Below are 14,125 nucleotides of genomic sequence, written 5' to 3'. Positions count from 1 at the left end.
CCCCCACCGCTCGCACAACCTTCGGTTGAAAGGATGATCGGTGACCTCTCAAAGCATTCATCAGTCCTCTACAGGGCATGGACCGGTCCTCCGTGGCGAGCCGGCGGTGGAGTGGGCGACGGGCATGGTGATGGCCCTGGCACCCTGCGGGGCCCGTGAGGCACGGCTCGTGCTGGCGGCCGCCGCCGAACTCGTCCAGGTCCCGGTGGCGGACCTCGCGGCCGCGGTGGTCGCGGGCGCGCGCGGGGAACCTGTACCCGCCCGGTGGGAACGGGCGCTGCGGCGGGCGGTGGAGGCTCTGCGGAGCCCCCTGCCGGGGACGGAGGGCGGGCGGGGGGTCGGCCTGTTGCCCAGCCGGGCCCGCACCGAGGACGCCCTGGCCCGGTTCCGCGCGTCCCGCGAGCGGCTCGCCGCCGCCCCCGGCGACCCTCCGGCCCGCAGCGCCATGGACGACGCGGCCTACACCCTGTGCGTACTCATGGGCCGGTCGACCGTCCACGAGGCCGTCGCGGCCGCCGAACGGCACCTGGCGGGACCCGACTGACCCCGCCCCCGCCCGGCACCGAGTCCTCAGGTGTCCTCGTCGAGTGCGGAGGCGAAGCCGATGCACTCGACGTCGATCTGGTCGGCTAGCTCCGTCAGCACTCCGGACAGGTCCCGGGCGGTCTGGAGGTCTCCGCGCAGCTCGCCGGATTCGGCCGAACGCTCCCAGTCCGCGGCGAGGCGGCGCAGGAGGGTGGTCACGTGATCGGCGGGGATCAGCATCGCGCCGTCGACGGCGGGGATCAGCGGTATCGACACATGGATCATGGCTAGCCCTCCCGGAGAACCCTTGTCCGCGGCGGCTACCCGGTCGGCGGCGGGCCAATCACCCGGCCGCGGCCCGGAGCCAATCGTGTGCGGGGGCGGGCACCGGGTAGGCGCCGGGCGTACCGGAACGTCCGCACACCGCCCAGGGAGTGATCATGCCTCGTGGTTCCAGCCCCAAGCGTGAACGCCAGTACGAGCACATCAAGGAGAGCGCCGAGGAGCGCGGCGAGAGCCCGGAGAGGGCGAAGGAGATCGCCGCGCGGACGGTGAACAAGGAACGGGCCAGGGCCGGTGAGTCCGAGACGGCGAGCAGGACATCGCTGGAGGACATCTCCTCCGGCCGGCGCGGCGGACTGCGCTCGCACAAGGGAGCCGGCGGCCCGACCTACGACCAGCTCTACGAGGAGGCCAAGCGGAAGAACATCCACGGCCGTTCCTCGATGGACAAGGCCGAGCTCAAGCGGAAGCTGGGCCACTGACGACGAAGGAGGACGCGATGACACGGCACGGGCAGGACCACGGCCGGCGGCCGACCACCCCGTCGCGGGCCCCGGGCGAGAGCGGGGATCCGGAGGCCCGCCGGGAAGCGGACCGGGCCGTCCTGCGGGACGCGGGCGGCGGGGACGACGACGGCGCGGGCGCGCACACCGCGAAGCGGCAGCGGCCGGGCACGGGACGGGAGGAACAGGTCCGCCCGCACCACCCGCAGGGCGGGCGTCCCGAGCCGGAGAGCGGCGACGGCTGAACCACTGCCGGACCGTCCGGCCCTGGTCCGCCGGACACCCCCTAGGCCGGTCGGCTCAGGCGACGGATGATCGGGCCGTTCCCGGGGTAACCGCACGGCGTGATCACATTCGGCGTCGAAGAGGAATACCTGCTGGTGGACCCGGTGACGGTGCTGCCGGTGCCCGGGGCCGAGTACGTCCGCAGGGCGGCCGGGCTGGGTCCGCTCGCGGAGGACGACGAGGTCCAGGACGAGCTGCTGCAGGCCCAGGTCGAGGTCGCCACGCCCGTCTGCACGGAGCTGGAGGAGGTGGGGGGCCACCTCCTGCGGCTGCGGCACGCGGTCGCCTCCGCCGCCGAGGAGCACGGCTGCCGGGTCGCCATGGCCGCAACCGCACCGCTCAGGAACGCCTCGGCGGTACCGGTCACCCGCAAGCCGCGGTATCTGAGGATGGAGGGCCAGGCCCGGCAGCTGGTGGACGAGCAGCTGATCAACGGCATGCACGTGCACGTGGGGGTGCCCGATCCGGAGACCGGCGTCGCGGTACTCAACCGCATCCGGGTCTGGCTGCCGGCACTGCTGGCCATGTCGGCGAACTCTCCCCTGTGGGACGGCAAGGACACCGGCTTCGCGAGCTGGCGCACGATCGTCTTCGGCCGCTGGCCGGTGAGCGGCCCGCCCCCGTACTTCGACGGCCTGGCCGACTACGAGCAGCGGATCGACGCCCTGGTGGCGTCGGGGGTGATCGCCGACCGGGGCCAGCTGTACTGGCAGGCACGGCTCTCCGACCGGTTCCCGACCGTGGAGATCCGCTGCCTGGACGTGCAGCTGCGGGCCGACGACGCGGTGATGCTGGCCGGTCTGGTGCGTGCGCTGGTCGCGGTCGCCCTCGCCGAGGAGAAGGCCGGGGTCGCACCGGTCCGGTGCCGGCCGGAGCTGCTGCAGGCCGCCAACTGGCACGCGGCCCGGCACGGCCTGAACTCCACGCTGGTCGACCCCGACGGCCGCTGTCGCAGCAGCGGCGACGTGCTGTCCTTGCTGCTGGCCCACGTCACTCCGGCCCTGGTGGAGTCCGGCGACGAACGCGAGGTGTCGTCGCTCGTCCACCGGCTGCTGCAGGAGGGGACGCCGGCCGACCGGCAGCGCCGGGCCCTGCGGGAGGGCGGTATGCCGGCTCTGCGGAGCCTGATCGTGGGCGACTCCCCGTCCGGTTGAACCGGGCCCGCCTCGGGGCCGGGGCAGGGTCCGGAGCCGCGTCGTGAGGACGGCCGGTCGGCGGACGGCGCCGTGGGATGCTGGTACCCATGACCCTGGAAGACCTGGTGAGGCTGCGCCGCGCCCGGGACGTGATCGACCGCGACTACGCGGAGCCCCTGGACGTGCCGGCGCTCGCGAAGGTCGCTCTGATGTCGCCGGGGCATTTCTCCCGCAGTTTCCGGGCCGCCTTCGGGGAGACCCCGTACAGCTATCTGATGACCCGCCGCGTCGAGCGCGCGAAGGCGCTGCTGCGGCGCGGCGACCTGAGCGTGACGGAGGTCTGCTTCGCCGTGGGGAGCACGTCGCTGGGGTCCTTCAGCTCGCGCTTCACCAAGCTGGTCGGCGAGAGCCCCAGCGCGTACCGGGCCCGCGCGCACGAGGCGGGTGAGGCGATCCCGGCGTGCGTCGCCAAGTACATGACGCGACCGGTGAGGGGCGGTGACCCGAACAGGGGCGGTGAACCGGTCGGGGATCCGGTCGGGGATCCGGTCGGGGATCCGGTCGGGGATCCGGTCGGGGATCCGGTCAGGAATGGAGAAGCGAAATCGGCGGGCGCCTCGTAGCGTCGGAGCCATGAACATCAACCTCTCGCAGTGCTTCATCGCAGTCGACGACCACGACAAGGCGATCGCGTTCTACCGCGACGTCCTCGGCCTGGAGGTGCGCAACGACGTCGGGTTCGAGGGGATGCGCTGGGTGACCGTGGGGTCGCCCTCGCAGGACGTCGAGATCGTCCTCGAACCGCCGCTCGCCGACCCCGGCGCACCCGCCGCGGACCGGCAGGCGATGGCCGAGCTGCTGGCCAAGGGCATGCTGCGCGGCGTGATCTTCTCCACGGACGACGTCGACGCCACCTTCGAACGCATCCGGGCGGCGGGCGGCGAGGTCATGCAGGAGCCGATCGACCAGCCTTACGGTGTCCGCGACTGTGCCTTCCGCGACCCGGCCGGCAACATGCTCCGCTTCAACCAGCCCCGCAAGCAGTAGCAGCGCCCCGCCCACCACGGCCGCGGTCACCTTCGCGTCACCCGGCGTGAACCGGGCCGCGGCCCGCCCTCACGGATGGAGAAACGCCCAGCATGGCCACGAGGAAGAGCACGCAGCCGCCCGCCCCGCACGCTGCCGACAGTCACGACCTGATCCGCGTGCACGGCGCCCGCGTGAACAACCTCAAGGACGTGAGCATAGAGATTCCCAAACGCCGGCTGACGGTGTTCACCGGGGTCTCCGGCTCGGGCAAGAGTTCGCTGGTCTTCGACACGATCGCCGCGGAGTCGCAGCGGCTGATCAACGAGACGTACAGCGCCTTCGTGCAGGGCTTCATGCCGACACTGGCGCGGCCCGAGGTCGACGTGCTCGACGGGCTGACCACCGCGATCATCGTCGACCAGCAGCGGATGGGCGGCGACCCGCGCTCCACGGTGGGCACCGCGACCGACGCCAACGCGATGCTGCGCATTCTGTTCAGCCGCCTCGGCAAGCCCTACATCGGCTCGCCCAAGGCGTTCTCCTTCAACGTCGCCTCCATCAGCGGCGCGGGGGCGGTCACGGTGGAGCGAGGCGGCCAGACGGTGAAGGAGCGCCGCTCCTTCAGCATCACCGGTGGCATGTGCCCCCGCTGCGAGGGCCGCGGCTCGGTCACCGATCTCGACCTCACCCAGCTCTACGACGACTCCAAGTCGCTGAACGACGGCGCCCTGACCGTCCCCGGCTACAAGCCGGGCGGCTGGAGCTACCGGCTCTACAGCGAGTCGGGGCTCTACGACGCCGACAAGCCGATCCGCAAGTACACCAAGCGGGAGCTGCACGACTTCCTTCACCGCGAGCCGGTCCGGATGAAGATCGCGGGCATCAACATGACGTACGAGGGCCTGATCCCCCGGATCCAGAAGTCGATGCTCGCCAAGGACCGGGAGTCGATGCAGCCGCACATCCGGGAGTTCGTGGACCGGGCGGTCACCTTCACGACCTGCCCCGACTGCGACGGCACCCGGCTCACCGAGGCGGCCCGCTCGTCGAAGATCAAGAAGGTGAGCATCGCCGACGCGTGCGCGATGCAGATCAGCGACCTCGCCGCATGGGTCGACTCTCTCGACGAGCCCTCGGTGGCGCCGCTGCTCGCCACGCTCCACCACACCCTCGCATCGTTCGTCGAGATCGGTCTCGGCTACCTCTCCCTCGACCGTCCCGCGGGTACGCTCTCCGGCGGCGAGGCGCAGCGCGTCAAGATGATCCGCCACCTCGGTTCCTCGCTCACCGACACCACCTACGTCTTCGACGAGCCCACCACCGGCCTGCACCCGCACGACATCCAGCGGATGAACGGCCTGCTGCTGCGGCTGCGCGACAAGGGCAACACGGTGCTCGTCGTGGAGCACAAGCCGGAGACGATCGCGATCGCCGACCACGTCGTCGACCTCGGCCCCGGCGCCGGCACGGCGGGCGGCACCGTCTGCTTCGAGGGCAGCGTGGAGGGGCTGCGCAAGGGCGGCACCATCACGGGCCGGCACTTCGACGACCGGGCGGCCCTGAAGGAGACGGTGAGGACGCCCACCGGCATGCTCCCGATCCGCGGCGCCACCACGCACAACCTGCGTGACGTCGACGTCGACATCCCGCTGGGCGTCCTCACCGTCATCACCGGGGTCGCGGGCTCCGGGAAGAGTTCGCTGATCCACGGTTCGATCCCGGCCGGCGAGGGCGTCGTGTCGATCGACCAGGGTGCGATCCGCGGTTCCCGGCGCAGCAACCCGGCGACGTACACCGGTCTGCTCGACCCGATCCGCAAGGCCTTCGCGAAGGCCCACGGGGTCAAGCCGGCGCTGTTCAGCGCCAACTCCGAGGGCGCCTGCCCCACCTGCAACGGCGCGGGAGTGGTGTACACCGACCTGGCGATGATGGCGGGTGTCGCGACCACCTGCGAGGACTGCGAGGGCAAGCGGTTCCAGGCGTCGGTGCTGGACTACCACCTGGGGGGCCGCGACATCAGCGAGGTGCTCGCGATGCCGGTGACCGAGGCCCTGGAGTTCTTCGGTTCCGGTGAGGCGGCCACGCCCGCCGCGCACCGCATCCTGGACCGGCTCGCCGATGTCGGGCTGGGCTACGTCAGCCTCGGGCAGCCGCTCACCACGCTGTCCGGCGGCGAGCGGCAGCGGCTGAAGCTGGCCACGCACATGTCCGACAAGGGCGGCGTCTACGTCCTCGACGAGCCGACCACCGGACTCCACCTCGCCGACGTCGAACAGCTGCTCGGCCTGCTCGACCGGCTCGTCGACTCGGGCAAGTCGGTCATCGTCATCGAGCACCACCAGGCGGTCATGGCGCACGCCGACTGGATCGTCGACCTCGGCCCCGGCGCGGGCCACGACGGCGGCCTGATCGTCTTCGAGGGCACTCCCGCCGATCTCGTCGCCGACCGGTCCACCCTGACCGGGGAGCACCTCGCGGCCTACGTGGGCGCCTGACCGGCGGATGCGGCTTCCGCGGCCCCGTACCGGTCGCGGAGCCGGGGAAGCCGCGGAGGCCGGGGAAGCCGCGGAGGCCGCGGAGGCCACGGAGGCCGCGTCCGATCAGGTCGCGCACGGCGCGTACGCGCGATGGTCCGCGCACCGCGCGGAAGGCTTGACGGGTGACACGTCGCCTATCCCCCCGCCGTTCCCTCGTGGCGGCGGCCTGCGCCCTGGCCCTCGCCGCCGCGCTGTCCGCGCCGCTCGGCTGCGCGCCGGGACCGGCGCCGGTCGGCGAGACCGTGCGTACGGACGCCGGTGCGGTCCGGGGTGTGCGGTCGGGCCCTCACCTGGTCTTCCGGGGCATCCCGTACGCGGGCGCCCCCGCGGGGCGGCACCGGTGGGCGCCGCCCCGCCCCGTAACCCCGTGGCAGGGGGTGCGGGACGCGACCGTGCCGGGGCCGCTGTGTCCGCAGGTGCCCTCGCCGTACGCGCGGATCTCCAGTACGGAGGAGGACTGCCTGGTCCTGAACGTGACCACGCCGCCGGTGGCGGACCGGCGGCGGGCCGCACCTGTACTGGTCTGGATCCACGGCGACGGTGCCGTGGGCGGCGGCTCCTTCTTCGACGGGCGCCGGCTGGCCGCGCGCGGCCTGGTGGTCGTCACCGTCAACTACCGGCTCGGCGTTTTCGGCGGTCTGGCCCTGCCGGGGCTGGAGGGTTCCGGCACCTTCGGGCTGCAGGACCAGCGGGCCGCCCTGGAGTGGGTACGGAGGAACGCGCGGGCCTTCGGCGGCGATCCGGGCAACGTCACGGTCGCCGGTGTGTCCTTCGGGGCGTCGGCCGTCGCCGGGCACCTGACCTCGCCCGCCTCGGCGGGTCTGTTCCACCGCGCCGTCATGGCCAGCGGTGAGGGGATGATGGACATGCCGGCCGGTGCGATGGGGCCGGGCGTGCCGGGATATCCGTGGTACGTCTGGCGGACCGGACGGGAGATGGAGGACATCACCCGGGCGATGACCGGCTCCCTGGGCTGCGGCGACGACCGGCCGGAGCGCACCCTCGCCTGCCTGCGCGCCCTGCCCGTCCGCAGGATCCTCGACGTGCCGTACGTCATGAACGCCTTCCAGGCGTTCGGGTACGGCAACACCACCCTTCCCGAGCTGCCGCCCGCGGCCCTGCGGGCCGGACGATTCCACCGGGTGCCCGTCCTGTCCGGCGCCACCCGCGACGAGCACCGCACCTTCGTGGGGATGACGTACGACGCGGCCGGCCGGCCCTTCACCGCGGCGGACTACGACCGTGCCCTGCGCACCGCGTTCGGGGCCGCGGCCGCGGCGCGGGTACGGGCCGCGTACCCGCCGGGCGCCTTCGCGTCCCCCGCTCTGGCGTGGGCCGCGGTGGTCACCGACCGGATGTGGGCGCGCGGCACCCAGGCCCAGCACGACGCGCTCGCGCCGCATGTGCCGGTGTACGCCTACGAGTTCGCAGACCGCGACGCGCCGATGTTCCTCCCGCTGCCGGGCGGCTTCGATTTCGGGGCCTTCCATGCCGGTGATGTCCCGTACCTGTTCGAGGACGCGGCGGCGCAGCCGCGGTTCACCCCGGCGCAGCGCGGCCTGTCGGCCGTGATGACCGGCTACTGGGCGGCGTTCGCCCGTACCGGGGCGCCGCGGGGGGCCGGCCTGCCCGGCTGGCTCCCCCACCGTACGGACCGGCCGTACACGCAGTCGCTGGCGCCGGGGCGGACCGGCCCTGTCGACTACCGCCGGGAGCACCGCCTCGGCTTCTGGGACGACCTGTCCTGAGGCCCGGGCGCCCCCGGCTGCGACGGCGGCACGGATTCCCGCCAACTCTGCATATTCCCACACGAGTTGTGACCGCTCTGACTATGTTCTACGGGGCATATCGGTTCGCCCCAGGAGGTCAGATTGCAGTCCAGGCGCTCCCGCGCGCTCACCCGCCTGTTACGCCGCTCCCACCTGCTCATAGCCTTCGCCCTCGGTTCCGTGCTGATCGGCCTGACGCCGTGGCTCGGGGTCACGAGCACCGCGGCGGCCGGCCGCACCCCGGGACCGCGGGCCGCGCCCGTACCCTCCGACCAGCAGGCGGCGGTGCAGTCGCCGCACCACGGCGTCGCACCGGCCAACGCCATGGAGCCTGCGGCGCCCGTTCTGGACCGGGCAGGCTGGACGGCGACGGCGAGCGACGAGGAGACCACCGGCGAGAACGGCCGCGCCGCCAACGTCCTCGACGGTGACGCCGGCACCATCTGGCACAGCAAGTGGACCGCCACCGCGGCGCCCCTGCCGCACAGCATCACCATCGACATGCACCGCACGGCGGTCGTCTCCGCGCTCGTCTACCGCCCGCGGACCAACGGTCCCAACGGCCGTGTCGGCGAGTACGCCATCGGCATCAGCGCGGACGGGCAGAACTGGGGCACCCCCGTCGCCACCGGCACCCTCGCGGACGACGCCACCGCCAAGACCCTCGGCTTCGCCCCGACGGGCGCCCGGTTCGTCCGGCTGACGGCGATCACCGAGGCCGGCAACCGCGGGCCCTGGACCTCCGCCGCCGAGATCGACCTGCTGGGCGACCCCGGCACCCCCGCCGCCACCGTCGACCTGTCCCGGGCCGGCTGGACGGCGACGGCGAGCGACGAGGAGACCACCGGCGAGAACGGCCGCGCCGCCAACGTCCTCGACGGTGACGCCAACACCATCTGGCACAGCAAGTGGAGCGGTACCCCGGCTCCCCTGCCGCACAGCATCACCATCGACATGCACCGCACGGCGGTCGTCTCCGCGCTCGTCTACCATCCCCGCGGTGACGGTCCCAACGGGCGCGCGGGCGCGTACACCGTCGCGACCAGCACCGACGGCATCTCCTTCGGCGCTCCGGTGGCGTCCGGCACCTGGCGGGACGACGACACCGTCAAGACGGCCACCTTCACCCGCGCCGAGCACACCCGGTACATACGTCTGACGGTGACCAGTGAGGCGGGCGGCCGCGGTCCGTGGACCTCGGCGGGCGAGATACGCCTGAGCGGGCCGGCCAGCCCCGGCGTGCACGGGTCCTGGGGGCGGATCATCGGCTTCCCGCTGGTGCCGGTGGCCACCGCCGCCCTGCCCGGGGACAAGCTGCTCGCCTGGTCCGCGTACGCCGTCGACCGCTTCGGCGGCAGCAACGGCTACACCCAGACGGCGATCCTGGACCTGAAGACGGGCAAGGTGAGCCAGCGCCGCATCGACAACACCGGCCACGACATGTTCTGCCCCGGCATAGCCATGCTGGCGGACGGCCGGGTCCTGGTCACCGGCGGCAGCAACGCGGAGAAGGCCAGCGTCTACGACCCGGCCACCGACTCCTGGTCCGCGACCACCAGTATGAACATCGCCCGCGGCTACCAGGCCATGACGCTGCTCTCCACCGGTGAGGCCTTCGTCCTCGGCGGGTCCTGGAGCGGCAACGCGAGCACCGACAAGGCCGGTGAGGTCTGGTCGCCGGACACCCGTACGTGGCGCTCGCTGCCGGGTGTACCCGCGTCCAAGGCGCTGACCGCCGATCCGGCGGGCCCGTACCGCGCCGACAACCACATGTGGCTGCACGCCACTTCGGGCGGCAAGGTCCTGCAGCTGGGGCCGAGCAAGCAGATGAACTGGATCTCCACCGTCGGCCAGGGCTCCGTCACGCCCGCCGGCACCCGCGCCGACAGCCAGGACGCCATGACCGGCAACGCCGTCCCGTACGACATCGGCAAGCTGGTCACGCTGGGCGGCTCCCCGGCCTACCAGGACTCCCCGGCCACGCAGCGGGCGTACACCGTGGGCTTCTCGGGCAGCCAGGTCCAGGCGGCCCGCACCGGGGACATGGAGCACCCCCGCGCGTTCAGCAACAGTGTCGTGCTCCCGGACGGCAAGGTGGCCGTCTTCGGCGGCCAGGCCTATCCGGTGCCGTTCAGCGACGCCACCTCGGTCCTGACGCCCGAACTGTGGGACCCGGCGACCGGCAGGTTCACCCCGCTCGCCTCCATGGCCGTCCCGCGCAACTACCACAGCGTGGCCAACCTGCTGCCGGACGGCCGGGTATTCTCCGGTGGCGGCGGCCTGTGCGGCGACTGCGCGACCAACCATCCCGACGGGGCCGTCTTCACACCGCCCTACCTGCTGGGCGCGGACGGCACGCCCAAGCCGCGGCCCGCGATCACCGGGGGCGTGCCGCCGAGGGCGGCTCCGGGTGCGCAGCTGACGGTGAGCACCGACAAGTCCGTGGCGTCGTTCGTCCTGATGCGGGCCGCGGCCGCGACCCACTCCACCGACAACGACCAGCGGCGGGTGCCGCTCGTGTCCGCGCCCGCGGGAACGGGCGCGTACACCGTGTCGATCCCCTCCGACACCGGTGTGGTGCTGCCGGGGACATACATGCTCTTCGCCCTCGACGCCCAGGGGGTGCCGAGCATCGGACAGTTCGTGACCATTTCCTGACGCGCAAGCGCCCCCGCCCGGCCCGTGCGGGCCGGGCGGGGGCATCGTGACGCAGGCCCCGGGGCCGTACCGGCCTTTCACGCACCCGCGCTGGCCGAATCACGGCGGGTGGCACGGGTGTTCGGGCGACTCGGCTCCCCCGCGCGATCGTCCGCGGGTACGGTTCCGGCATGGACGTTCCCGCACCGAACCCGACCGACGACGCGGCGCTGCCGGCAGTGGTCAAGGACACCGCACGTCAACACCTGGTGAAACAGGGGGCATCGGGGCTGTCCCTGGACGCCGTGGCCCGCGACTGCGGACTGGCCGTCGCCGCTGTGGAGGCCGCCTTCCCGCACCGGGACGACCTGCTGACCGCGTTGATCGTCGACGCCTACGACGCGTCCGGCGCCGCGATGGAGCAGGCCGACCGGGCCGCCGCGGACAGCGGGGCACCGGCGGGCGCCCGGCTCCTCGCCGCGAGCCGCGCCCTGCGGCAGTGGTCCTTCGCCCACCCCGCCGAGTTCACACTCGTCTACGGCTCGCCCGTGCCCGGCTACCACGCCCCGCAGGACACCGTAGGGCCCGCCTCGCGCACCCCCGCGGTGCTCGCCGGCATCCTGCGTTCGGCGCTGGAGACCGGTGAACTCATTCCGCCCCGGCGGACGGTGCCCGGCGGACTGCTCCGGCCGGAGGCCCTGGAACTCTTCGGGGGTGCGCCCGCGGCCCCCTTCTCGGACATCGTCGAACGCGGCATCGTCCTGTGGAGCAGCCTGATCGGACTGCTCGTCTTCCAGGTCTTCAGCCGTACGCACGACAGCGTCCTGGACGAGGCCGCCTACTTCGACCATGCCGTCGCCGTGGCGGCCGAGACCGTCGGGCTCGTGGTCCCGCTGGGCGAGGACGACCACTGACGTGACCGCCATCCGTACCCTCTGCTTCGCCATAGCGGCGTTCTCCTCGTACGCCGCGCTCCTCTACCGTCTCTCCCAGGCCCGGCGCAGTTGGCGGGACGGCGCCTACCGCGCTCTGATCGCCACCCTCCTCCTGCAGTGCCTGACCTTCACCATGGGCGCCGTCGCCATGGGCGGGGGCAGCCTCTTCGGCATCGGCAACCTGGCCGTCCTGATCATGCACCTGGCCGCCGTCGCCTTCTGCGTGGCGGCGCAGATCATCCTGCTGCGGTGGGCGGCCACGGACGAGGCGGCGGCCCGCGGCACCCGGTACTGGCTGATCACCGGGATCGTGCTCGATGTGCTGCTGACGGCCCTGTTCTTCCTGGCGGACGGCCCCGGCCGGCCGCTGTCCGACTTCGACGGCACCAGCAGGCCGCTGCTGCTCACCTACCTCCTGGTCTTCATCGTGTCCCAGGCGGTGCCGTGCGTGACGATCTACCTGCAGTGCGGCCCGTACGCCCGGATGACGGACAACGCCTCGCTGCGGCAGGCGTTGCGGATGCTGTCGGTCGCCGCGGTCGTGCTGTTCCTCTACTGCACGGCCCGTACGGTCAACATCCTGACCGCGGCGGCCGGGGTGGACATCGGCGTCTGGAAGCTCGCCTCGAACGTCTTCAGCGCCTCGGGGATCGTGATCCTCTCCCTCAGCCTGATCAACTCCCTCTGGGGGCCGCCGGTTTCCCGGCTGGCGGAGTGGGCCCGCAGCTACCGTTCCTACCGGGCGCTGCATCCGCTGTGGCGGGATCTGTACGAGGCATCGCCCGACATCGCGCTGGAGCCACCGGGGGCCTCGGTCTCCGACCTCAACTACCGTCTGCACCGCCGGGTGGTCGAAATCCGGGACGGCTGGCGGGACTTGAGGCCGTACATCGACCGGGACACGCACGCGGCCGACGGTCCCGGCGGGGCGGCGGGCAGCGGGGTGGCCGGCGACGCGGGGGCGGAGGCGCGGCAGGCGTTCGCCGAAGCGGCGCAGATCAGACAGGCCCTGCGGGCGAAGCGGACCGGGAGCGTCCCCGACCACAGCAAGGACGCGGGCGATTTCGACGACCGCGACACGGACAACTTCATGGCGGAAGTCGCATGGCTCACCCAGGTGGCCGCCGCCTACAGTAAGCTCGGCAGGGCGAGTTGAGAGCTCCCGCCCGGTTTGCATCCCCCGTCAAACCGGGCGGGCACCTCCCGTTCCCCCGTTTTTCCTCGGGCCGGACGGGTGGATTCCGCCCGGACTGGCCCGGCCCATCCCCCGAGGGCCGGGCCAGTCCGATGTCCGCAGCAACCCGACCCCGTTTCCCCCGTGAGTCGCGTTAGCTGACAGCTATCGGCGAGACCCAACGTTGGCGGAGTCCAGGCCAATTGTCAACTGACAGCTATTCTGGGAAAGTGACGTATAGCCAAGGGCTATACCGGGGAGGTGACGGGAGGAAGGTTCACCATGACGGAGACCGACACCGAGGGCGATGACCGGCCCCTGCTCGCAGTACGCCTCGACGACCTGTTCAGGACGGTCCGCCCCAAGGGCCGGCACTGGACCAACGCCGAGGTCGCGGAGGAACTGAAGCGGGTCAATCCCGAACTCAAGGTCGGCGGCGTGTACTTGTCGCAGCTGCGCACCGGCAAGCGCTCCAATCCCTCACCCGACCTCCTTGCCGCCCTCGCCCGCTTCTTCGGCGTGTCGGTCGCGTACTTCTTCGACGACAAGGTCGCCGAGTCGGTCCTCGGCGAGCTCGCCGCCATCGAGGCCCTGCGGCAGTCGGGGGTCCGCGCCATCGCCATGCGGGCGGCCGGGATGAAGAAGGAGAACCTCCAGGCCATCACGGCCATCATGGACCAGTACCGGCAGTTGCAGGGCCTTCCGCCGGTCGACGATTCCTCCGGCCCCGAATGAGGGGCGCCAGGAAGGAGCGGTCGGCGGACCAGGACCGCCGCAGCCGGCTCAAGAAGCTCCGGAAGGCCGGTGCCGAGCGGATCGCCGCACTCGACCTGCCGAAGGCGACCGACGTGGCCGAACTGTGCCGCCACCTCGGCGAAGCGCGGGGCCGCCCCATCATCCTGGTCCCGCTGCAGATGCCCTCGTCGCATCCGTGCGGCATGTGGGTCGCCGCGCGCGACGAGGACCTGATCTTCTACGACGCCAACACCACCAGCGCGCATCAGGAGCACATCATCTTGCACGAGCTGGGCCACATCATCTGCTGCCATCGCGGGGCCGGCGGGCTCGACGAGACGGCCGCCCGCCTGCTCTTTCCCAACCTCGACCCCGAGCTCGTGCGCGACATGCTCCTGCGCGCCGCCTACGACGACGTGCAGGAACAGGAGGCGGAGATCATCGCCTACCTGCTCTCCCAGCGGATGGGCGGCGCCGCCGAAGGACGGGACGGTGCGGGCCCGCCCGGGGAGGCGGGAGCGGCCGGCGATCCCGGTACGAGCGCGATGCTCAGCCGTATCGAACGCACCCTGTTCTGA

General features: G+C 72.3%; 14 protein-coding genes. 13 read left to right on the top strand and 1 reads right to left on the bottom strand.

Annotated elements, in window-relative coordinates; all coding sequences use genetic code 11:
• Window positions 1–124: 124 nt before the first annotated feature.
• Complete coding sequence (locus NRK68_RS31580) at window positions 125–544, top strand: DUF5133 domain-containing protein (RefSeq protein WP_257857455.1); 420 nt, start codon at window positions 125–127, stop codon at window positions 542–544.
• A gap of 26 nt (window positions 545–570) precedes the next feature.
• Here NRK68_RS31580 and NRK68_RS31575 read toward each other — a convergent pair whose 3' ends face one another.
• Entirely contained in the window at window positions 571–810 is a 240-nt protein-coding gene (locus NRK68_RS31575; RefSeq protein WP_183064571.1) for a DUF6213 family protein, read from the bottom strand.
• Between the two features lie 155 nt (window positions 811–965).
• Between NRK68_RS31575 and NRK68_RS31570 the strand changes: the two genes are divergently transcribed.
• The 12 genes from NRK68_RS31570 (at window position 966) to NRK68_RS31515 (ending at window position 14,125) form a co-directional block, all read left to right on the top strand.
• The gene (locus NRK68_RS31570; RefSeq protein WP_046777109.1) at window positions 966–1,289 is read left to right on the top strand and encodes a hypothetical protein; all 324 of its coding nucleotides are present in this window, start codon (window positions 966–968) and stop codon (window positions 1,287–1,289) included.
• Window positions 1,290–1,306: 17 nt separating this feature from the next.
• Window positions 1,307–1,555 (top strand): hypothetical protein, encoded by a 249-nt coding sequence (locus NRK68_RS31565; RefSeq protein WP_183064570.1) that lies wholly within the window; start codon window positions 1,307–1,309, stop codon window positions 1,553–1,555.
• Between the two features lie 99 nt (window positions 1,556–1,654).
• Window positions 1,655–2,749, top strand: a complete 1,095-nt coding sequence (locus tag NRK68_RS31560; protein WP_183064569.1) for a carboxylate-amine ligase — start codon at window positions 1,655–1,657, stop codon at window positions 2,747–2,749.
• 89 nt (window positions 2,750–2,838) lie between these two features.
• Window positions 2,839–3,354, top strand: a complete 516-nt coding sequence (locus NRK68_RS31555) for a helix-turn-helix domain-containing protein (RefSeq protein ID WP_257857454.1) — start codon at window positions 2,839–2,841, stop codon at window positions 3,352–3,354.
• A gap of 10 nt (window positions 3,355–3,364) precedes the next feature.
• Window positions 3,365–3,778 (top strand): VOC family protein, encoded by a 414-nt coding sequence (locus NRK68_RS31550; RefSeq protein WP_030027260.1) that lies wholly within the window; start codon window positions 3,365–3,367, stop codon window positions 3,776–3,778.
• Window positions 3,779–3,870: 92 nt separating this feature from the next.
• Window positions 3,871–6,255: an ATP-binding cassette domain-containing protein gene (locus NRK68_RS31545; RefSeq protein ID WP_183064567.1), complete on the top strand. Its 2,385-nt coding sequence runs from the start codon at window positions 3,871–3,873 to the stop codon at window positions 6,253–6,255.
• 164 nt (window positions 6,256–6,419) lie between these two features.
• Window positions 6,420–8,045, top strand: coding sequence for a carboxylesterase/lipase family protein (locus NRK68_RS31540; RefSeq protein ID WP_257857452.1), 1,626 nt, complete (start codon window positions 6,420–6,422; stop codon window positions 8,043–8,045).
• Between the two features lie 123 nt (window positions 8,046–8,168).
• A complete protein-coding gene (locus NRK68_RS31535) occupies window positions 8,169–10,724 on the top strand; it encodes a galactose oxidase family protein (protein ID WP_257857451.1) in 2,556 nt (851 codons plus the stop codon).
• Window positions 10,725–10,894: 170 nt separating this feature from the next.
• Entirely contained in the window at window positions 10,895–11,617 is a 723-nt protein-coding gene (locus tag NRK68_RS31530; RefSeq protein WP_183064566.1) for a TetR/AcrR family transcriptional regulator, read from the top strand.
• Between the two features lies 1 nt (window position 11,618).
• The gene (locus tag NRK68_RS31525; protein ID WP_183064565.1) at window positions 11,619–12,794 is read left to right on the top strand and encodes an MAB_1171c family putative transporter; all 1,176 of its coding nucleotides are present in this window, start codon (window positions 11,619–11,621) and stop codon (window positions 12,792–12,794) included.
• Between the two features lie 300 nt (window positions 12,795–13,094).
• Window positions 13,095–13,547, top strand: a complete 453-nt coding sequence (locus tag NRK68_RS31520) for a helix-turn-helix domain-containing protein (protein WP_046775823.1) — start codon at window positions 13,095–13,097, stop codon at window positions 13,545–13,547.
• Window positions 13,544–14,125, top strand: coding sequence for a toxin (locus NRK68_RS31515; RefSeq protein ID WP_183064564.1), 582 nt, complete (start codon window positions 13,544–13,546; stop codon window positions 14,123–14,125). Before NRK68_RS31520 ends, NRK68_RS31515 begins: the two co-directional genes overlap by 4 nt.

This window comes from Streptomyces yangpuensis (assembly GCF_024666385.1).
GTDB classification, from domain to species: Bacteria; Actinomycetota; Actinomycetes; order Streptomycetales; family Streptomycetaceae; genus Streptomyces; species Streptomyces yangpuensis.
The sequence above is the reverse complement of the archived record's forward strand: the minus strand, read 5'-3'. Positions and strand labels throughout refer to the sequence as shown.

Coding starts and splice junctions, on each gene's coding strand:
- NRK68_RS31555 (WP_257857454.1), top strand. CDS start 2,839: ATGACCCTGGAAGACCTGGTGAGGCTGCGCCGCGCCCGGGACGTGATC.
- NRK68_RS31550 (WP_030027260.1), top strand. CDS start 3,365: ATGAACATCAACCTCTCGCAGTGCTTCATCGCAGTCGACGACCACGAC.
- NRK68_RS31545 (WP_183064567.1), top strand. CDS start 3,871: ATGGCCACGAGGAAGAGCACGCAGCCGCCCGCCCCGCACGCTGCCGAC.
- NRK68_RS31520 (WP_046775823.1), top strand. CDS start 13,095: ATGACGGAGACCGACACCGAGGGCGATGACCGGCCCCTGCTCGCAGTA.
- NRK68_RS31565 (WP_183064570.1), top strand. CDS start 1,307: ATGACACGGCACGGGCAGGACCACGGCCGGCGGCCGACCACCCCGTCG.
- NRK68_RS31515 (WP_183064564.1), top strand. CDS start 13,544: ATGAGGGGCGCCAGGAAGGAGCGGTCGGCGGACCAGGACCGCCGCAGC.
- NRK68_RS31580 (WP_257857455.1), top strand. CDS start 125: ATGGTGATGGCCCTGGCACCCTGCGGGGCCCGTGAGGCACGGCTCGTG.
- NRK68_RS31530 (WP_183064566.1), top strand. CDS start 10,895: ATGGACGTTCCCGCACCGAACCCGACCGACGACGCGGCGCTGCCGGCA.
- NRK68_RS31570 (WP_046777109.1), top strand. CDS start 966: ATGCCTCGTGGTTCCAGCCCCAAGCGTGAACGCCAGTACGAGCACATC.
- NRK68_RS31575 (WP_183064571.1), bottom strand. CDS start 810: ATGATCCATGTGTCGATACCGCTGATCCCCGCCGTCGACGGCGCGATG.